Origin of the sequence: Planotetraspora thailandica, assembly GCF_016863335.1 — a bacterium.
GTDB classification, from domain to species: domain Bacteria; phylum Actinomycetota; class Actinomycetes; order Streptosporangiales; family Streptosporangiaceae; genus Planotetraspora; species Planotetraspora thailandica.
On record NZ_BOOR01000088.1, the window covers coordinates 1 to 19699 of the forward strand.

General features: G+C 67.5%; 14 protein-coding genes and 1 pseudogene. 11 read left to right on the forward strand and 4 right to left on the reverse strand.

Features of this window, described 5'->3' with window-relative positions:
* Positions 1–293: 293 nt before the first annotated feature.
* Positions 294–872, reverse strand: a complete 579-nt coding sequence (locus Pth03_RS39160) for a TetR/AcrR family transcriptional regulator (protein WP_203949578.1) — start codon at positions 870–872, stop codon at positions 294–296.
* 122 nt (positions 873–994) lie between these two features.
* On the opposite strand from Pth03_RS39160, the gene Pth03_RS39165 reads away from it, so the two are divergent.
* The 3 genes from Pth03_RS39165 (at position 995) to Pth03_RS39175 (ending at position 3985) form a co-directional block, all read left to right on the forward strand.
* Positions 995–1756, forward strand: a complete 762-nt coding sequence (locus tag Pth03_RS39165; RefSeq protein WP_203949579.1) for an SDR family NAD(P)-dependent oxidoreductase — start codon at positions 995–997, stop codon at positions 1754–1756.
* 196 nt (positions 1757–1952) lie between these two features.
* Positions 1953–2921, forward strand: coding sequence for an alcohol dehydrogenase catalytic domain-containing protein (locus Pth03_RS39170; protein WP_203949580.1), 969 nt, complete (start codon positions 1953–1955; stop codon positions 2919–2921).
* An 86-nt stretch (positions 2922–3007) separates the two neighbouring features.
* Positions 3008–3985 (forward strand): epoxide hydrolase family protein, encoded by a 978-nt coding sequence (locus tag Pth03_RS39175; protein ID WP_203949581.1) that lies wholly within the window; start codon positions 3008–3010, stop codon positions 3983–3985.
* On the opposite strand, the gene Pth03_RS39180 is transcribed toward Pth03_RS39175, so the two are convergent.
* Positions 3971–5181, reverse strand: a protein-coding gene (locus tag Pth03_RS39180) for an IS3 family transposase (protein ID WP_203949598.1) whose coding sequence is annotated in 2 segments (ribosomal slippage) — positions 3971–4869 and positions 4869–5181 — 1212 coding nt in all. Because the reading frame shifts where the segments join, the coding sequence is not laid out codon by codon here. The two genes, Pth03_RS39175 and Pth03_RS39180, sit on opposite strands and share 15 nt — an antisense overlap.
* Positions 5182–5313: 132 nt before the next feature.
* On the opposite strand from Pth03_RS39180, the gene Pth03_RS39185 reads away from it, so the two are divergent.
* The 6 genes from Pth03_RS39185 to Pth03_RS41915 all read left to right on the forward strand — a co-directional run bounded on the left by Pth03_RS39185 (position 5314) and on the right by Pth03_RS41915 (position 12184).
* Positions 5314–5613: a hypothetical protein gene (locus Pth03_RS39185; protein WP_203949582.1), complete on the forward strand. Its 300-nt coding sequence runs from the start codon at positions 5314–5316 to the stop codon at positions 5611–5613.
* Between the two features lie 14 nt (positions 5614–5627).
* Positions 5628–7295, forward strand: coding sequence for an MFS transporter (locus Pth03_RS39190; RefSeq protein ID WP_203949583.1), 1668 nt, complete (start codon positions 5628–5630; stop codon positions 7293–7295).
* Positions 7296–7704: 409 nt separating this feature from the next.
* Positions 7705–9279 (forward strand): Re/Si-specific NAD(P)(+) transhydrogenase subunit alpha, encoded by a 1575-nt coding sequence (locus tag Pth03_RS39195; RefSeq protein ID WP_203949584.1) that lies wholly within the window; start codon positions 7705–7707, stop codon positions 9277–9279.
* Positions 9280–9285: 6 nt separating this feature from the next.
* Entirely contained in the window at positions 9286–10746 is a 1461-nt protein-coding gene (gene pntB, locus Pth03_RS39200; protein ID WP_203949585.1) for a Re/Si-specific NAD(P)(+) transhydrogenase subunit beta, read from the forward strand.
* A 212-nt stretch (positions 10747–10958) separates the two neighbouring features.
* Positions 10959–11705, forward strand: a complete 747-nt coding sequence (locus Pth03_RS41910) for a hypothetical protein (RefSeq protein WP_239119722.1) — start codon at positions 10959–10961, stop codon at positions 11703–11705.
* 56 nt (positions 11706–11761) lie between these two features.
* Positions 11762–12184 carry a class I SAM-dependent methyltransferase gene (locus tag Pth03_RS41915; protein ID WP_275413286.1) on the forward strand — a complete coding sequence of 141 codons (423 nt, stop codon included), beginning with the start codon at positions 11762–11764 and terminating at the stop codon, positions 12182–12184.
* Between the two features lie 118 nt (positions 12185–12302).
* Here the strand turns inward: Pth03_RS41915 and Pth03_RS39210 are convergent, their stop codons facing one another.
* Positions 12303–15476 carry an amidohydrolase family protein gene (locus Pth03_RS39210; protein WP_203949586.1) on the reverse strand — a complete coding sequence of 1058 codons (3174 nt, stop codon included), beginning with the start codon at positions 15474–15476 and terminating at the stop codon, positions 12303–12305.
* A gap of 166 nt (positions 15477–15642) precedes the next feature.
* On the opposite strand from Pth03_RS39210, the gene Pth03_RS39215 reads away from it, so the two are divergent.
* Together Pth03_RS39215 and Pth03_RS39220 are read left to right on the forward strand one after the other, a co-directional pair.
* Positions 15643–15912 carry a hypothetical protein gene (locus tag Pth03_RS39215; RefSeq protein ID WP_203949587.1) on the forward strand — a complete coding sequence of 90 codons (270 nt, stop codon included), beginning with the start codon at positions 15643–15645 and terminating at the stop codon, positions 15910–15912.
* A gap of 101 nt (positions 15913–16013) precedes the next feature.
* Positions 16014–16724, forward strand: a pseudogene (locus tag Pth03_RS39220) (class I SAM-dependent methyltransferase); the annotation flags it as partial.
* Between the two features lie 238 nt (positions 16725–16962).
* On the opposite strand, the gene Pth03_RS39225 reads toward Pth03_RS39220, so the two are convergent.
* Entirely contained in the window at positions 16963–19326 is a 2364-nt protein-coding gene (locus Pth03_RS39225; RefSeq protein ID WP_203949589.1) for a CehA/McbA family metallohydrolase, read from the reverse strand.
* Positions 19327–19699 lie beyond the last annotated feature (373 nt).

The following is a 19699-nucleotide window of genomic DNA, read 5'->3' on the forward strand; positions in this document are numbered from 1 at the left end:
ATTCGCTGTCGTCAGGCACTGTTGATCATTTCTGGGATGCGCAGGTTGACGTACGCGTGAGGCCGGCCTTGCGCCTCCGTCCTCGGCCCGCTGCCGGCGCGCGCGGGTCCGGCGATCGTGGTGCGCTCACGATGGGTCCAGTGATGCGCGGCGAGCAGAGAGGGTAGATCGTCGGGCACAAATGCATCGCGATTCCCGGCAACACCGTCAACAGCGCCTGGTAGCCGCGGGCGATGCCGGTCGTTGCGGCCGTGGACGCCGGTCGCGTGCGTGGACGGGCCGTTCACCACTGGCTAAAGGGCCCGCAGGGCGACGTCGACGATGGTGTGGAGCGTTTGCCGACTGACGCCGCTGGCTGCCCGGACGGACAACCCTTCGCTGATGGCGGAGACGTATTGAGCCAGCTCCGCCGGGGCCAGTGTGACGCTGGTGTCGCCCTCGCTCCGCCCTTGTTCGAAACGGTCCTGCAGTGTCTGCGTCGTCACGCGACGGAGTTCGGCCAGGGTCGCCGCGATGTCGGCGTTCTCCGGGCTGCAGCGCAGCGCGCTTCCCACGATGAGGCATCCGTGGGGATGACTGGGGCTGGTGATGGCGTCCACGTTGCGATGGAGGTACTCCCGGACCGCATCCCGAACCGTGGGTTCCTCCAGGGCCGCAGCCGTGGGCTGGGTCTCTTCGCGGTAGCGGTTGAGGACCTTCCGGAAGAGATCGTCCTTCGAGCCGAAGGCCGCGTACAGCGAGGCGCGGCCCAGCCCCATGGCGGCTTCCAGCCGCGCCATGGACGTGCCCTCGTAGCCGTGTTCCCAGAACACGTCGAGTGCCTGGTCGAGGGCTTTGTCGAAGTCGAACTCGCGGGGACGACCGCCTGCCATCTCCTGCCTCCTTCACCTGGGCACAAGAGAACTGTACCGATCGGTCTTGAAGTGTGCAATGATGGCCGCGACGGAGTTCTATACCGATCGATCTATAAATGGTCAGCGAGAAAGGGACAGGTATGTCCGGAGCACTGGAAGGCAAGAAGGCACTGGTGACGGGCGGCTCGCGTGGCATCGGAGCTGCGATCGCGCAGAGGCTGGCCAGTGACGGCGCAGATGTCGCCATCAGCCACACGAACGGAGGCGATTCAGCCGATCGGGCCGCTGAGGTCGTGGCGGCCATCCGAGGACTGGGGCGGAAGGCGAAGGCGTATGTGGCCGACTCAGGCGACATGGCCTCGGTCAAGACGCTGGTCGACGATGTCGCGGCGGACTTCAACGGCCTCGACATCCTCGTCAACAACGCGGGGGTGTTCCTCGCGGGTGAAGTCGGGCCGGAGGGCCTTACGCCGGAAGACTCCGTGCGGCAGATCGACGTGAACTACGGCGGCGTCGTCGCGGCCACGCGGGCAGCTGTGGCTCATCTGCCCAAGGGCGGGAGGATCGTCACCATCGGAACAAACGCTGCCACCGGCCGGATCGGATTCAACGGGCTGGGTGAGTACGTCGCGACCAAGGCGGCGGTGACCGCCTATTCCCGCGGAGCCGCCCGGGACCTGGCTCCCCGGGGCATCACCGTCAACGTCGTCCAGCTCGGCGCGATCAACACCCGGATGAATCCGGAGGACACCGAGTGGGGCGCGCAGCTGGGCGCCACCATCCCGGCGGGGCGCTACGGGAGCCCCGCAGAGGTCGCGGCCGTCGTCGCCTTCCTCGCGGGACCCGAGTCCGCCTACGTCACCGGCACCACCATCAACGTCGACGGCGGAATGGACGCGTAGCGGCAGGCTACGACCGGTCGGGCCCGTGCCGCGGGCACTCGACGCCGCGCCGTAGGTGTTCTCTGCGACGTCCGCACGGCGACGCGGCTGCGCGGGGCCTCCCTCGTGTGGCCACGGGCCGCGCGCGGCCCGTGGCCACACCACACTCGCACCGCAAACAGTTCAGTCGGCACCAAGCCGACGAAGGGGATCTCTCATGGCACGTGTGATCAGAATTCATGACTACGGGAACCCGTCGGTTCTTCAGGTCGAGACCAGCGATGCCGGCGAACCCGGCCCCGGGCAGATCCTCCTAAGGCAGGACGCAGTCGGGGTGAATGCCGTCGACACCATGATGCGAAGGGGGGAGTTCGGAAACCCGCTCCCCGCGGTTCTCGGGGTGGAAGGCGCGGGCGTCGTCGAAGCTGTCGGCCCTGGAGTCGAGGGTTACTCCGCCGGTGACCGCGTAGGCTACTTCTTCTCGGTGGGCGCTTACGCCACCGAACGCGTCATCAGCGCGGAGTCGCTCATTCCGCTCCCGGCGGACATCGAAACAGACCAGGCGGCCGCGTTCCTGGCCAAGGGACTCACCGCATGGATGGGGATCAGGGCCCTGCATCGCCTTCAGCCCGGTGAAGTGATCCTGGTCCAGGGAGCTTCTGGCGGCGTCGGGTCCATCCTGTCGCGCTGGGCCAGGGAGCTCGGGGCCACCGTCATCGGAGTGACCGGGTCGAAGGAGAAGCTCACCCAGGTGCAGGCGGGCGCCCACCACGCGCTGCACGCCGCGCACCCTGAGGTCCTCGAAGCGGTGCGTGGAGTGGCGGCGGACGGTGTCGACGTCGTGTACGACCTCGTGGGCCAGGCCACCGCCGAGTTGTCGGGACGCGCTGTCCGTGACGGTGGGGAAATTGTGGCGATTGGTGCCGCTTCCGGCCCGCCGCGGGACTATGGACGGCTCAGCAGCAGGCGTGGAATCCGGCTGGTCCGCGGTAGTACACCCCAGTACGTGAATCCCTCGACGGACCAGCACATCACCGCAGAACTGTTCGCGGCGGTCCGTAAGGGAGTGTTCCGCGACCTGAAGATCGCTCACTACGAGTTCGAGGAGGTGCGCCGGGCGCACGAGGACCTCGAACGGCGAAAGCTGTCCGGACTGCCCGTCCTCAGGACGTCGAGCCAGTCCTGACTGAGAAGTCGGCACGCGTGGGTCATGCGCCGGCCGTACGCACGAACATCACTTACCGAACGGTACAAAAAATCGGAGATGGCTTAATGACGGAATCAAACAGGCTCAGCCGTCGGGGACTCCTGCGGGTCGGCGGCGCCGTCGGCGCAGCCACTGTCGCGGGGCTTGTCACCCCGACGCTCGCACAGGCGGACGCCATGGGGAGTGGGCTGTCCAAGCTGGAGCTTCCGCCGGCGACCGCTGACGTCACCCCCTTCACGCTCCGGGTTCCGGAGAGCATGCTGAAGGATCTTCGCCGCCGACTGGGGCAGACGCGGTGGCCGGATCACGAACTGGTCGATGACTGGACACAGGGTGTTCCGCTACCTCGACTGCAAAGGCTGGTCGAACACTGGCGGACACGGTACGACTGGCGTAGAGCGGAACGGTTTCTGAACAAGTCCGGTCAGCACCGGACAGTGATAGACGGCCTGGGCATCCACCTGCTTCACGTGCGATCGAGACACCCCAAGGCCATGCCGCTACTGCTGACCCACGGCTGGCCCGGATCGGTCCTGGAGTTCCGCCATGTGATCGGCCCTCTCACTGATCCGACCCGCTACGGCGGCCGGGCTGAGGATGCCTTCCATGTGGTAATCCCGTCGCTGCCCGGATATGGACTGTCCGACAAGCCCCGCGAGACGGGTTGGGATCGCTTCCGGACAGCAGAGGCCTGGTCCAAGATCATGTCGCGCCTGGGATACGACCACTATCTCGCCCAGGGCGGCGACTGGGGCGGTGTCATCGCCACGCAGCTCGGCCGGATGCGGCCCAAGGGGCTGCTGGGCATCCACCTCAACCTGGCAAACGTGGTACCCGCCAACCCTGATCCCGATCCTACGCCGGAGGAGAAGCTCGCGATGAGCCAGCTCGATACCTTCTCCAAAGACGGAGCCGGTTACCAGCACATCCAGTCCACCCGCCCCCAGACCATCGGGTACGGACTCACCGACTCGCCCGTGGGACAAGCGGGATGGAGGGGGTTCCCCCCGAAGTGTGGACACCGGTGGTTATGCGGCGAGTAGCACTTTATCGGGCTGCTGCTCGTAGTCGTTTGGGCTGAGGTAGCCCAGGGTGGAGTGTCTTCTTCGGGTGTTGTAGCGGGTGATCCAGGCGAAGACCGACAGCCGGGCCTCCTGGGCCGATGACCAGCAGGCCGCACCTTGGAGCGTCTCCCGTTTCAGGGTGGCGTTGAGCGCTTCGGCGGCGGCGTTGTCGGCGCTGGTGCCCACCGCGCCCATCGACTGCCGCACCCCAAGGTCGGCGCACAGATCAGCGAACTGCCTGGAGGTGTATTGCGCCCCATGATCGGAATGAAAGATCGCCCCGCCGAGTCCGCCGCGCGTCCGGGCCGCGGCCCGCAACGCATCGGCGACGAGCTCGGTGCGCATGCGGTCGGCGATCGACCATCCGGCCAGCCGGCGTGAGTGCAGGTCGATCACCGTGGCCAGGTACAGGAAACGGCCCTCAGCCAAGGGCAGGTAGGTGATGTCGCCCACGTACCGCCGGTTCGGCTCGTCCGCGGTGAAGTCCCGCTTGAGCAGGTCGGGCACCTTGTGGTGCGAAGGCTCGGGCACCGTGGCGCGCACCTTCTTACGCAAGTGCAGCCCGACGATGCGATGGATGCGCATCACCCGCTCCACCCGCTTGTGATTGACACGCACACCGCTGTGGCGCAACTCAACGGTGACGCGCGGGCTGCCGTAGGTACCGTCGAACTCGGCGTGAATCTTCTTGATCCGCGTGGCGAGCTCGGCATCCGCGTGAGCGCGGGCCGCCCGCGCCGCCGCGGCCGCCCGCCACCGGTAGAACCCTGAGCGTGAGATGGCAAGAACACGGCACAGTCGCTTCACGCCGAAGGCGCTCGCATGGTCGGCGACGAACTGGAAGCGACTCACCAGTTGGTCTCCCCGGCGAAATACTTCGCCGCCCGGCGCAGGATGTCGCGCTCCAGCTCCAGTTCCCGGATCCGGGCCTTGAGCTGCTTGTTCTCCTCTTCCAGCACGTCGTCGGAGGTTACCGGGGCATCCGACGACTTCTTCACCGGCCTTGCCTTCTGCGGCGCGGTTCCCGCCGCCTGGGCCTGGCGCACCCACAGGCGCAGCGTCTCGGCGTTGACGCCCAGGTCCCTGGCCACCGACGCGTAGGTCCGCGACGGGTCCGACACATACAACGCGACGGCGTCTGCCTTGAACTCAGCTGAGTAGGCCTTCATGGCCACGAGGAACTCCTTGGTCTCCAGATCTCCATGATCTGGCACTCAAGGTGTCCACACCTCGGGGGGAGGGCCCGGATCTACGAGAAATTCGGCACCTGGAGCGACAGCAACTTCAACCCGGAGTCGGTCCTCGCCATGGACGACATGCTGGACAACATCACTCTGTACTGGCTGACAAATACGGCAACGTCGTCCGCGCGATTCTACTGGGAGAATAGCGATGTAAGTTTTGCAGCTATAAAACTCGATCTTCCGGTCGGCGTCACCGTTTTCCCCGGCGAGCTCTACACGCCGCCACGCAAGTGGGCCGAAGAGGCTTTCAGCCACCTGGTCTACTGGAATAACGATGTTCGCAAGGGCGGACACTTCGCAGCCTTCGAACAGCCCGAGATCTTCACCGATGAGATCCGCGCATTCGGGCGACTCTTCCGCTGACAAATATTCGTCTGATGCTCAAGAATGCCCGGCGTCTCGCATTCCGAGACACCCATCGTAGCGAGGCGGCCGCACCCTCCAGCACGCCCACGCCCGAACCGCCCTTTGATCCCGATTCCGCCACCACCCGCCAAGTTAGCGACCCGAACTGGTCCATCGGGACCTGGCTGCTCCTGGCCGTCCTGTGCGGGGCCCTGTTCCTCGACGGGCTGGACCTGTCGATGGTCGGGGTGGCTCTGCCGTCCATAGGCTCCGACCTGCACATGAACGCCAGTTCGCTGCAGTGGATCGTGAGCGGATACATCCTGGGTTACGGGAGCCTGCTGCTGCTCGGCGGCCGCACCTCCGACCTCATCGGCCGGCGGCAGGTCTTCCTCGCTGCCGTCGTCCTATTCGGTGTGGCGTCCGTGATCAGCGCGCTCCTCAGCAACGACTTCGCACTCATAGCTCTGCGATTTGTGAAGGGCGCATCCGCCGCGTTCACCGTGCCCGCGGGGCTGTCGATCATCACGACGACGTTCGCCGAGGGACCCGCACGCAACCGCGCACTGAGCTTCTACACCGTCTGCGGGGCGAGCGGGTTCTCCCTCGGCCTGGTGGTGGGCGGCCTGCTCACCGAGATCGGCTGGCGGGCGACGTTCCTGGTGCCGGGGCCCGTGGCCATCGGCCTGGTACTCGTAGGGCTGAAGGTGATCCCGCGTGCCGCCCGCGAGCGCGTCAGTTTGAGTCACTTCGATTTGGCGGGTGCTTTGACCAGCACCGTGGCCCTGCTGGTCCTGGTCTTCGCCGTGGTCGAAGCGCCGGCGGAGGGCTGGGGATCACTCCAGACGATCGGCCTGCTCATACTGAGCGTCGTGCTGATGGCCGCCTTCGTGATCATCGAACGCAAGCATCCACGCCCGCTCGTGCGGCTCGGCATCCTCCGCTCTTCCGCGCTGGTTCACGCCAACCTGTCCGCGGCCGCCATGTTCGGCGGCTACTCGGCCTTCCAGTTCATCGTCACCCTCTACGTCCAGGACTCGCTGGGGTGGTCTCCGCTGACGATGTCCCTGGCGTTCCTGCCGACCGGAGTGCTGGTGGTGGCGAGCGCGACCAAGATGGAGGAGGTGCTCGACCGGGTGAACACCACCGTGCTGATCTTCTTCGGCCTGCTGGCGTTCATCATCGCCTACGTATTGTTCCTGCGCGTCAACCCCTCGATGTCCTATGCCGACTTCATGCTGCCGACGATGCTGCTGCTCGGCGTCGGCTTCGCTCTCTGCTTCCCCTCGGTCAACGCGCAGGCCACCCAGGGGGTCGCGGATCACGAGCAGGGACTCGCGTCCGGCCTGCTCAACACGAGCCTCCAGATCGGCGGCGCTATCGTGCTCGCCATCGCCAGCGCGCTGCTCTCCGGCTCCGGCACGGGTCCGGTGCACCACCAGCTGCTGCCTGGGATGACCACGGCCATCAGCGTGTCCGCGGGGGTCACACTGGCGGCACTGCTCATGACGGCCTTACGGCTGGTGCGCCACCGTTTCCTACCGGCTCCGGGGTCTCGCCGTGTTCCAAGGCCCGCCGCAGGACCCGAACGCGGGCGCCGCCGCCGTGTCCGCGCAGCTCGGCGGGGCGAGATCGGGGCTGAAATGATCGAGCGGTCTAGTGGAGCCGCACGCGAAGGCGTAACGTCCTGCCGGAGATGATCGAGAGCGGTGACGGAGCGGTCCTGATGATCACCGGCATCACGGCTGCACAACCAGTGCCCCACCTCTGCGGCCCGGGCCCGGTGACGGCCGCCGCCAACATGGCAGTCCCACCGTCCAGCCGGACGAACTCGCCGAGCACTACTGGGACATGTACAGCCGGCGCAACCGGATCGAACAGGCCCACCCCATCGAGCTCACACCGCAAGCGGTGACACCCCGGCATGGAGCCCGCACGGCGACGCCACCGCGTAACCGACAGCGTGAGGCTCCAGAATGCCGAAGTGTTCCGGAGCCTCACCCCGTGACGGCTTGCGGTCACAGGCGCCGCGGCCGCTTTCCGCGACCACGGGTGAACCCCTCCTTCGCAGATCGACCGTCGTGCCCCACTGAAAAGAGAACACGAGCCATGTCTGCATACGAAGCCACACACCACCCACCGCAGCGCCTCGGCGTGGTCGCCGAGTCCGTCCCCGGAGAGAACCGCGTCGCGGCGACCCCGGCGACGGTGCGTCAACTGCTCAGCCTCGGCTACGAGGTCGTTATCGAGGCCGGGGCCGGTGTGGCCTCCGGCTTCAGCGACCAGGCATACCTCGACGCCGGTGCCAAAATCGGCGACGCCTGGGCGGCGGACGTCGTCCTGAAGGTGAACGCCCCCGCAGTCGCGGAGGTCGGCCGACTGCGGCAGGGCTCCACCGTGGTGGGCCTCCTGGCCCCCGCGCAGAATCCCGAACTGACCCAGGCGCTCGCCGACGCCGACGTGACCGCACTCTCGCTTGACGCAGTGCCGCGGATCTCCCGGGCACAGTCGATGGACGTGCTCAGCTCGATGGCGAACATCGCCGGATACCGGGCGGTCATCGAGGCCGCCCACGTCTTCGGGCGCTTCTTCACCGGCCAGGTCACGGCAGCGGGCAAGATCTCGCCCGCGAAGGTTCTGGTCGCCGGCGCGGGTGTGGCGGGTCTCGCCGCCATCGGGGCCGCCTCCAGCCTCGGCGCAATCGTCCGCGCCACCGACCCGCGCCCTGAAGTCGCCGACCAGGTGCGGTCGGTGGGCGGCGAGTACCTCGCCGTGAACGTCACCCAGGAGGAAAGCACCGACGGCTACGCCCGAGCCACCTCCGCCGACTACGACCGCGCTGCCGCCGAGCTGTACCACGCCCAGGCCAAGGATGTGGACATCGTCATCACCACCGCGCTGATCCCCGGACGCGCGGCACCACGCCTGCTGACCGCTGACGACGTGGCCGTCATGAAGCCAGGCAGCGTCATCGTGGACATGGCCGCCGGGCAGGGCGGCAACGTCGAGGGCAGCGTGCCCGGCCGAGTCGTGGTCACCGAGGGCGGCGTCACCATCCTCGGCTACACCGACCTCGCGTCCCGGCTGCCCGCCCAGGCGTCACAGCTGTTCGGCACTAACCTGGTCAACCTGCTTAAGCTGCTCACGCCAGGCAAGGACGGCCTCATCACGCTGGACTTCGACGACGTGGTGCAGCGGGCCGTGACCGTCGTCCGGGCGGGCGAGGTCACCTGGCCGCCGCCGCCCGTGGCGGTCTCGGCCGCCACCACCCCGCAGCAGGCACCCCCGTCCACCGTGGCCGAGCCTGAACCCAAACGGCCGTGGCTGACGCCGGGACGTCGCTCTGGTCTGATCGGCGTGGGCATGATCGCGATGTTCATGCTGGTCGGCTTCGCCCCGGCACAACTCGCGGTGAACTTCACGGTCTTCGCACTCGCGGTCGTCGTCGGCTTCTACATCATCGGCAAGGTCCACCACGCCCTGCACACACCGCTGATGTCGGTTACCAACGCGATCTCCGGGATCGTGGTGATCGGCGCTCTGCTGCAGACCGGCCACGAGAGCTGGATCGTCACCACGCTGTCCGCCGTGGCGATCCTGCTGACGAGCGTGAACATTTTCGGAGGCTTCGCTGTTACCCGCCGCATGCTGTCCATGTTCTCCAGCTCTCCGGAAAGGCGGTGAGGAGCGATGACCTCCACCACCGTCTCCCACGCGGCCGGACTCGTCGCCGCGCTGCTGTTCATCCTCAGCCTCGCCGGGCTGTCCCAGCACCGCACCTCCCGTGCCGGCGTCGTCTACGGCGTCGCCGGTATGGCCCTGGCCCTGGCCGCTACCATCGGGGTCGCCGCGCAGAGCGTCAGCGCCGGCGCCGTCACCCTCATCCTGCTCGCCATGCTGATCGGCGGCGGGGCCGGGATATGGCGGGCACAGCGGGTCGAGATGACGCAGATGCCCGAACTCATCGCCGTGCTCCACAGCTTCGTCGGTCTCGCCGCCGTGCTGATCGGCTGGAACAGCTACCTGGAGGTGGATCGGCACGGATCGGCACAGACCCTGATCGACGGCGACCTGCTGGGCATCCACCACGCCGAGGTGTTCATCGGCATCTTCATCGGTGCAGTCACCTTCACCGGCTCCATCGTCGCGTTTCTGAAGCTGTCGGCCCGGATCAAGTCGCGCCCGCTGGTCCTGCCCGGCAGGCACTGGCTGAACTTGGGCGCACTGGCCGCGTTCGTCGCACTGACCGTCTGGTTCGTCATCAGCCCGAGCCTGCCGCTGATGATCGCTGTCACCCTGCTCGCATTCGCCCTCGGCTGGCACTTGGTCGCCTCGATCGGCGGTGGTGACATGCCGGTCGTCGTCTCCATGCTCAACAGCTACTCCGGCTGGGCGGCCGCCGCGGCCGGGTTCCTCCTCGACAACAACCTGCTCATCATCACCGGCGCCTTGGTCGGCGCCTCCGGCGCCTACCTGTCGTACATCATGTGCAAGGCAATGAACCGCTCCTTCTTCTCCGTCATCGCGGGCGGCTTCGGCATCGAGGCGCCCTCCGGCAGCGACGAGGAACAGGGCGAGTACCGCGAGATGCGCGCCACGGAGGCGGCGGAGATGCTCGCGCAGGCACGCACGGTGATCATCGCCCCCGGTTACGGCATGGCCGTCGCCCAGGCCCAGCACCCGGTCGCGGAACTGACCCGGCGGCTGCGCGAGCGCGGTGTCGAGGTTCGCTTCGGCGTCCACCCGGTCGCCGGCCGCCTGCCCGGGCACATGAACGTGCTGCTGGCCGAGGCTAAGGTGCCGTACGACATCGTCATGGAGATGGACGAGATCAACGACGACTTCGCCGACACCTCGGTCGTCCTCGTCATCGGCGCCAACGACACCGTCAACCCGGCCGCGTTCGAGGACCCCGGCAGTCCGATCGCCGGCATGCCGGTGCTCAAGGTGTGGGAGGCGGAACAGGTGATCGTCTTCAAGCGGTCCATGGCCTCCGGCTACGCGGGCGTGCAGAACCCGCTGTTCTTCCGCGACAACAGCAGCATGCTCTTCGGCGACGCGAAGCAGAGCGTCGAGGACATCCTGCAGGCGCTGGGCGCCGACCACCCGGCACCGGCCGCCGCACAACGGACTCCGGTTGCCGGCCAGTGATCCGTCTCGTGGCTTAACCCGCGGAAAGACAAGGCCGACGGTCGAGATGACCGACGGCCTTGTCCGATGGCTCCTTCAGCGCCGCCCCGCGGTGCAAGCCGTCCGCAAGGGCGGCGATCAAGCGCGGTAATCGCGTTGCAAGCGTGGTGATCTATCTCTTGTGGTGCGGCCCGAGATCATCGGGGCGCTCCCTTACTTCAGGAGACAGCACCGTGAACCCCTCGATTCGCTCCCTACTCGGTACCGGGTCAGGTCGTCGTGCCACCGTCCGGCTCGCCTCGCTGGGGGCGACCGCCGCCGTTCTCGGCTCCTTTGTCGTCGGCTGCGGCGTGATCGGCCAGGTCTCGAATGTGGTCGGCTCCGCCAGCACGTTGTCCGAGTTCTCCGACCGGTTGGGCAAGTCGTCCGAGCTCACCTTCACCGCCACCTACAAATCCACCGACGGTGGCACGGTGACGCTGGTCCAGCAGCCGCCGAAGTCGGTGTTCATCGGGCCCAACGGCAGGTACATCTTCACGCCCGAGCAGATGCTTCTCTGCGCGGACAAGACCTGCACCCGCGCGCCGTCGGTGGGGGATGGCGACGCCGGCGCACTGGCGACGGCTACTGGTCCGGGCTTCGTCACGCCGGAACTCGCGCTCGGCTTCGTCGCGGCCGCCGCGGTGGTGCCGGGCGCACACGTCGAGACCGCGGAGAAGGAGATCGCCGGTCAGAAGTCTCTCTGCGCCATCGCCACCGGGTTGGAGGCCGCCGCGTCCCCCGGTGAGACGGACGTGCCCCGGGACTTCTCGGTCTGCGTCACGGACGCGGGCGTCCTCGCCTCCTTCACCGGCACGCTGACCAGCGGCGAGAAGGCCTCGATCCAGCTGGTGAAATTCACCGGCGAGGCCGATCCTGCGGCCTTCGAGGCTCCTGCAGGCGCCGAGATCGTCGACACGGGCTCACTGCCGACCAGCTGAGCCGGGTCGTCATACAAGGCGACGATCCTTGCGATGGATTCGGCCTGCCGGCGTCGCTGTTCCGGGATCCGTGGGCGAGCGCCCTTGCAGGCGAGCGCGGCCGAGAATTGTTGCGGCGCAAGGAGGAACGTGACAGGCGCGAGGACGTGCTGCTTCCACTGCGTACCCGCTGGTTCGACGACGCCGTGGCTACCGAGTTGTCGGGGCAGACCGGTCAACTGGTCGAACTCGGCTCTGGCCTGGACACGCGTCCGTACCGGCTGCAACTGCCCGCCGGTACGCGCGCATTCGAGCTTGATCAGTCGTCGGTGCTACGGCACAAGGAAGCGGTGATGGCCACGACGCCGGCACCGCACCGATCGGCCGGTGGCGTACGGCACCCTCGACTGCTAGTCGAGGGTGCCGGGTCAGGGGGGGCGACCATGGGTCTCATTGCCGCCAAACTGTGGCCGAGCATGACCATCAACGCCTGTAGGTAGCAGCCCGAGTTGATCAAAGCGGTTGCCTAGGTGCATCTGATCTGGTGCGACGACCAGTGTGGGATTGACACCGAACGCCGCTGCACATGAATCAGCGGTGAGGTCAGCCGGCCACGACCTAGTGGTCGTGGCCGCAGGAGATGCGGGCCCTTTCCAGCTCGGTGGGGTTGTTCCACCAGAATTTCGCGGTGCTCGGGTGGGCGGGCACGCGCGCCTTGACCGTGCCGTGGGGTGCCGAGGCGCCGGGCGCAGCCTGGTCGGTTGTCGTGGAGGATGGGTACGGCGCGAGCAGCTGCTCGACCGTGTGGTGCCTCCCGCCGACAAGGACGGCGGTGGTGTTCGCTGCGTCCTCAATGCGGGATAGCGGGTCGCCGTCGATGATGGCCAGGTCGGCATACATACCCTTGTCGATCCTGCCCAGCGGCTGGCCGAGGTACGCCCCAGATGTACTGGTCGCGGTGGTGAGCGTGTCCAGCGGGGTCATGCCGTACTCGACCATGGCGCGCAGGTTCATGTGCAGGCTGACCGCGAGGTGATCGATCGGAGAGTCGGTGCCGGCGGTGACGACGCCGCCGCCGCGGACCATCGCAGCGAGCTGTGCGACTTGATTGGCCAGGTTCTCCCGCGCCGCCGTCTGGTCGGTCGTCTGCGCGGAGGTGACCGACGCTTGTAGCTTCTCCATCCGCCAGTTCGGGTAGAGCCGGCGGACTCGTTCGTCGGTGACGAGCGAGGTGTCCTCCTTGTAGAGGGTGGTGGAGCCGAACAGGGTGGGCGTTCTGGCCATCTTGGACGCGTTGAACATGGAGATGACGTCGGAGTAAGCGGAGCCGACATTGGTGACGGTGCGAGAGTAGCCGAACCGGTTGGTGGCGCCTACGTGCTCGGTTTGGTCGCCGCCCATCGCGATCGCGGGGTAGTGGTAGTGGGATGTGACGGGCTTGCCGTTGCGGTGGGCCCAGTCGATTGCTTCCTTGTGCCAGACGACGGGCAGCCGCACGTAGGCCTTCATGAGGTCGTAGTCGAGGCTGGCGGCGCGTTCGAGCTCGAGTCGTAGCTGGTGATGGGAGAACGTCGGACGCATGAAGTTGTAGTAGATGCGCGGCCCGTCGATGGCCTCTCCGGTGCCCAGGTAGCGCGGTGCGAGCCGGGCGCCGGACTGGACCGACTCGCGTTCTTCGACCATGTGGTACGCAGGCGAGCCGGGTGAGCGGGTCGTCGTGATGCCGAGGGCGAGCCACAGCGCTCCCTGCCGGGACCCGTAGGCGTAGCCCTGCATTTCACGGTGGTGGTGGATGTCGATCAGGCCGGGCATGACGAACTTGTCACTGGCGTCGATCACGGTGCCGCGCCGTCCGTCGCGGTGTGGCTCGATCGCAGTGATGCGCTGGCCGCGCACGATGATGTCGACGTCGCGGGCGACGGTCGCGGAGACGCCGTCCCACATGCGGCCGGCGTGCACGACGATCTGGTCGGGACCAGGGTCGTTGCGCCAGGTCAGCGGGATCGGGATGGACCGGCCGGGCTTGCCGTCGATGCGAACCGTCTTCAGCCGCCCGCCATTGAGGTAGAGCAGGGTGGTGGAGTCGCCGGCCCATGTGGGGGCGTCGGACAGCTCTCGGGTGACCTGGCGGGCAGGGCCGGTGGGACGTCCGGTCTTGTCGACCGGCATGACCCATAGGAGCGATTCCATGGCGAAGGCGAGCATGGTGCCGTCTGGTGACCAGACGGGGCCGTCGTCGCCGCGGGTCTGCAGGGACCGGTGCGGGGCGGGATCGATGTACGTGCCCGCACCGGTGGCCCGGTCGACGAGAAGGATCTTGGACAGGCCCTCACGATAACGTCGCGAGTACGGCACGACTGCGGCTAAGGCGATCGTCTTCCCGTCGGGTGACCAGGTCGGCCGGCCTGGTTCGAAGGTGGCGTCGAAGACCTTCTGGATGTCGCCGGTGGCGACGTCCAGGACCCAGAGTGCGCCGTCTTGATCTAAATAGGCCATCTCCTTCCCGTCGGGGGACCATCGGACCGACAGGGCGGCGGACTCTGTCAAATGGGTCAGCTGCCGGTCGGTGCCGGTGGCCAGATCGCGGACCCAGATGTTGAGGGTGCCGGTGCGGTCAGTGACGAATGCCAGCTTCCGCCCGTCCGGGGAGAAGTCCGGGTCGGCCTTCCACCACCGGTCGCGAAACAGCGGGGCCGGCTTGTGTCCGATTCGCATCGTGTAGATGTCGTTGAGGGCGCGGAAGGCGATGGTGGACCCATCCGGGGATACGGTCGGGCTGCCGATGCCGACGACCGGGAGCGATCCGGGGGCGTCGAACACGCGGACGCTCTTCTTGTACTTCGGAGTGGTCGCGGTCAGCGCGGCGGTGAAGCCAACCGTGCCGGCGGACGTGGAGCCGAGGCGGCGGGTCCGGATGGTGCCGGCGGAGGTGTAGAAGTAGCGCCCGTCCGGGGTGAACCGTGCTTGGAACGGGAAGACCTCCTCGCCGGTGACGAGCGTGCCCGCGGTGCTTGCGAAGGCGTTCGCCCCAGCGTTAAAGAGATGGTAGGCGATGTCGGTTCCGTTCGGCATCCATGATGGCTGGTGGATGACCTGACCGGTGGGGACGGTCACTGCGGTGCTGCGGGCACCGGTGGCCACGTCGACGACGTCGATCCTGGTATCTGACACGACGAACGCGACTTTGGACCCGTTGGGTGACCAGGCCGGCTCGTACTCCTCGGCGGACGTGTCGGCTAAGACGCGGGTCGCTCCGGTGGCGACGTTGAGCAGGTAGATGCCGTAGCTACCGCCGGCATCGGAAGAGTAGACGATGGTGCGCCCGTCAGGGCTGTACCGGGGCTCACGGTGGTCGAATGGTCCGGTGGTCAGCTGGGTGATCGCGGATCCGTCGGGCCGGATCGTCCACAGGTTGAAGACACCGTCGCGGTACGACTGGAAAACGATGGTGGACCCGTCTGGGCACCAGTCGGGCTGGGCGATGTCGTACAAGTCGCTGGTGAGCCGGCGGGCGGTGCCGCCGGAGGTGGAGCAGACCCACAGGACGCCGAGCATGTCGAGGGCGAGCATGCGGCCGTCGGGTGACGGTGCGACGGCGAAGTCGGTGCCAGACGCGACGGAGATGCCGCCGCCGTTGCGTGCCTTGTCTGCTCGGGCGCTGGTGGCGGCGGTGGGGACGAGCGTGGCGGCGAGGGCTGCTCCGGCGCCAGCTAGGACGGCCCGACGGGATGGACGGAACGTCGATTCAGTGGTGAAGACGGGGGAGTCAGGGGATGTTGGGGTGGGAGGCACTTGAACTTTTCCTCCTACAATTCACATCGTCGGACAATTTGGTGTGATCCTCGAATAATGACCTTGAGGTGGTTGTCCCACAGGCCCCAGCCGCATTCGGTGCGATGATCGGACGTCAGTTGCCGCCCAACGGCACAGAGTCGGGGCGAGCGGTTGATACCGATCTGTGAGCGGCCGACCCTCGTGGGAAACCTCCCTCTGCGCCATCGCCACCGGGTTGGAGGCCGCCGCGTCTCCGGGTGAGATTGACGTGCCCCGGGACTTCTCGGTCTGCGTCACGGATGCGGGCGTCCTCGCCTCCTTCACCGGCACGCTGACCAGCGGCGAGAAGGACTCGATCCAGCTGGTGAAATTCACCGGGGAGGCCGATCCTGCGGCCTTCGAGGCTCCTGCAGGCGCCGAGATCGTCGACGCGGGCTCACTGCCGACCAGCTGAGCCGGCGCTTGAAACCTGGCGGAAAGAGCGTATGTTCCCGGCGACCGGTTGGAATTCCGAGCACGGCTGACGTGCCGACGTCGGCTGGGAAGGACGGCTGGATGACCTCCGCCGAGATCGCCGCGGCAAGTGCGTACTGGACGGCCGCGGTGCGCGCCCGTGAGACGGCTCGCCCCGACCACCTGTTCCGGGATCCGTGGGCGAGCGCCCTTGCAGGCGAGCGCGGCCGAGAATTGTTGCGGCGCAAGGAGGAACGTGACAGGCGCGAGGACGTGCTGCTTCCACTGCGTACCCGTTGGTTCGACGACGCCGTGGCTACCGAGTTGTCGGGGGAGACCGGTCAACTGGTCGAACTCGGCTCTGGCCTGGACACACGTCCGTACCGGCTGCAACTGCCCACCGGTACGCGCGCATTCGAGCTCGATCAGTCGTCGGTGCTACGGCACAAGGAAGCGGTGATGGCCACGACGCCGACACCGCACCGAAGCGTCACTGATGTCGCCATCGACCTGGGTGGTGACTGGGCACCGGATCTGGTCGATGCCGGGTTCGAGCCGTCTCGCCGTACGGTGTGGGTGGCCGAAGGACTGCTGATGTATCTCGACCACGGAGCCGGGACCCGACTGCTGCGCACTGCCGCCGGCCTGTCCGCCCCAGGAAGCGTGCTCATCCTGGACACCCTCGCGCGATCAAAACCACCCACCGAACAGGCGGCCGGCACCGGCGCGAAATTCATGCCCGACGATCTGCCCTCTCTGCTCGCCGCGCATCACTGGACCCATCGTGAGCACACCACGATCGCCGGGCCCGCGCGCGCCTACGGCCGGATACCCGATCCACCGCGATCCAGTGAGAAGCCGACCGACTTGACCTACCTTCTCGTCATCGCCGACCTCACTCAACGGCCGCCCACGCAAAACGCTCGGCTGGGATACCCCAGCCGAGCGTCTCGCTAAGCCCCTGGCCGAAGCCGGTTAACAGCCGTGTTGCAACGACCCCTTGAATCCACCCGATCGGACCGGGGCCTTCGCCGTGACCGAGATCGACAGATCAGCGGACGTAGACGGGCGAGGTCATCGCGACCATTGCCGCGTCGTACGGGCACAGGTTGACCCCGACGTTGATCGCTCCGCACAGCGGGGTCTGCTCGAGCAGGTCGTTGCCGAGGCGCAGCTCGGCACGCACCCAGCCCGGCTGGGCCGGGGCGGTGAACTCGATCGACCCGTCGCGCGTGAGGTGCTGGTCGAGCACCTTCTGGCCGTTGGCGATGACGCGCAGCGAGCCGTCGGTGAGCGAGTCGAGCGAGCGCACGCGCAGCTTCTCGCCCGGGCGGACGTCGTCGCCGATGACGGGCACGAAGCTCTTGCCGCGCTGGGCCTCGATCACGAGCGGGCGTCCGCCGACGGACGGCGGCAGCGCGGACACGCTGGTGCGGCCGGCGCGCAGCGCCTCAAGCACGGCGCCCTGCGAGCGGTTGCGCGCGAGCACCCAGGTGGTGGGATAGCCGGCGCCCTGCGGCTGCCCGTACTGCGTCTTGGCGTCGCTGCCGCCGGTCAGCGCGACGCGTTCGCCGCGCTGCAGCCAGCAGTCGAGGTAGTCCTCGGCGGCGCGGATGCTCGAGCTCGGGTTCCAGACCTCGATCGTGTCCGGCCGTACGTCGAACCCGTAGCCCCAGGTGAGCGTCGAAGCGTTGCAGCCGGCGAACGGCTTGGTGATCTGGGAGCCGGGGTGGTCGATCTGGAAGACGCCGCCCTTCGCGCGCACTTCGTTCGCGAGCCCGTTGATCGCGGCGGCGGAATCGTCGCCGTTGTTGAGCAGCTTGTCCACGCCGAGCACGTGGGCGTCGCCCTTGACCTGGTCCTCGTAGCCGGGGATCGCGAGCACGCCGTGGCTGCCGGAGCCCTGCGCGCTCGCCGAGCGGACGTCGTCGTCGTCGGTGACCGCGAGGTAGTCGAGCCCGCGGCTGTCCGCCTCGTCGAAGCGCGAGCGGACGTCGACGCCCTGGCGGAACGGGTCTGCCTCGCTCGCGTCGTCGGTACCGGCGCAGTAAACGTCGCTGGAGAAGCAGCTGTGGACGTTCAGGTCGCCCGCCAGCCAGCGGCCGCCCGTGGTGCTCAGATCGCCCTCGGGCGCCTTCGGCGCGCCCGCCTGCTTGTCGTCGTTGACCCAGATCGGGCTGGAGTACGCGACCGGACGCCCGTCGCGGCGGACCCGGAGGAAGTACCAGCTGTCGTCGGCCGCCTTCAGCGAGGCGTTGAGCTGGTCGCCGGTCGCGCTGGCGACCACCTGGCCGCCGTTGCTGACGAGCTCCAGCTGCAGCGGCGTGCTCGAGCCGCGGACGTGGGCGTCGATCGCCAGCGGGCGCTTGCCGTCGGTGTGGATTCGCTCGCCCATGCCGTGACCGTCGATCGTGAAGTCCAGCCGCAGCGCATTGTCGAGCACCGCGTAGAAGCGGCGGTCGGCCATCGCGCCCTTGATGTCCTTCTCGGTGTTGGCCTTGGCCAGGACGACGGTCTTGGCGTACTGCGAGCCGCCCCAGTCGTCCGTGCGGTCGTGCCCCTTGTCCTCGGCGCCGATCGCGCCGACGTGCCAGCCCTTGTCGAGCGCGTGGGCGTACCAGCCCTCCGGCGGGGCGTTGTGCCCGGGCGCCGAGCCGAAGTCGCTGCCGCCGTTGAAGACCTCGATGCCGACCATCTGGTCGTCGGCCTTCGGGAAGTACTTGAAGTCCTCCCAGCCGAAGCCGAGGTCGCTGCGGACGTCACACTTCAGCGGGCCGCACAGCGTCTTGTCGCCGGGGTGGTTGAAGACCGCCAGGCCGTCCTTGCCGGTGGTCGTCAGCCAGTCATAGAAGCGATCCATCGCGATGGTGCCGCCGTCGATCTCGGGCATCGAGTTCTTGCTCGAGAAGTAGACGTTGATGTGGCCCATGCGGTCCGAGGTCCACTCGAAGCCGCGGAAGCCGACGAAGTCCTTCGCGGGGTCAGTCGCGGCCTTGGCCTGCTCGAGCGTCGCGTCCCACTTGCGCAGCGCGTCGAGCGGGTTGAGCGGATCGGCGTTCTGGCAGCTCGGCGCGACCCGCGGGTCCAGGCACTCCTCGTTGAAGACGAGCGGCGAGTTGACGTTCGAGGTGTGCTCGCTCGAGCCGACGAAGTTCAGGTCGTGCTTGTCGCGCCCCGACGCGAAGTAGTCGGCGGGCCGGGAGCCGGGCCATCCGTCGGAGTAGCCGCTGTGCTCGTGCAGCGCGCCGATGAGCTCGCGCTCGTGGGGCGCGTCGGGGTGGGATGTCGTGACGACCGAGGCATTCTCGGTCCGAGTGTCGTCTGCCGCGCCGGAGGTCGCGATAGCGGGGCTCGCTGCGCCCATGAGGACGAGCGTGCCCACGGCGGCGGTGGCGAACAGTGCGCGGATGCGCATGTACTTCTCCGTCTGTTGGGTGGTGAGTCCTGCCTCGGAGAGAGAGGAGGACGCGTTACACCCTTCACGCGGGCGGTGGCCCCCGGATGACCTGGACCTGAACGTCGGATGAGGCTTGATCTCGTGGAGCGTCCCGATTGCTGCCCACTTGGTTGCCCACGCCCGGTATCGAGCGCATCTGGCCTTGGACGCACGTTTGCCCTGGCCTGGCAGCGCCTCAGTCGCCTACCCACCCTCGCCTGAGCGCCGGACCCTCACCTTCGACGATCTATCGGGCGTGAGGGCGACTTCGAATGCGTCTTCTGCGGCGGCGATCTGCCCAAGACGTGGAATGTGGACCCGCTCGATTGACGGCTGCCCGTGCCTGACGGGT

Coding starts and splice junctions, on each gene's coding strand:
- Pth03_RS39165 (WP_203949579.1), top strand. CDS start 995: ATGTCCGGAGCACTGGAAGGCAAGAAGGCACTGGTGACGGGCGGCTCG.
- Pth03_RS39190 (WP_203949583.1), top strand. CDS start 5,628: ATGCTCAAGAATGCCCGGCGTCTCGCATTCCGAGACACCCATCGTAGC.
- Pth03_RS39175 (WP_203949581.1), top strand. CDS start 3,008: ATGACGGAATCAAACAGGCTCAGCCGTCGGGGACTCCTGCGGGTCGGC.
- Pth03_RS39170 (WP_203949580.1), top strand. CDS start 1,953: ATGGCACGTGTGATCAGAATTCATGACTACGGGAACCCGTCGGTTCTT.
- Pth03_RS39225 (WP_203949589.1), bottom strand. CDS start 19,326: ATGCGCATCCGCGCACTGTTCGCCACCGCCGCCGTGGGCACGCTCGTC.
- Pth03_RS39160 (WP_203949578.1), bottom strand. CDS start 872: ATGGCAGGCGGTCGTCCCCGCGAGTTCGACTTCGACAAAGCCCTCGAC.
- pntB (WP_203949585.1), top strand. CDS start 9,286: ATGACCTCCACCACCGTCTCCCACGCGGCCGGACTCGTCGCCGCGCTG.
- Pth03_RS39195 (WP_203949584.1), top strand. CDS start 7,705: ATGTCTGCATACGAAGCCACACACCACCCACCGCAGCGCCTCGGCGTG.
- Pth03_RS39185 (WP_203949582.1), top strand. CDS start 5,314: ATGGACGACATGCTGGACAACATCACTCTGTACTGGCTGACAAATACG.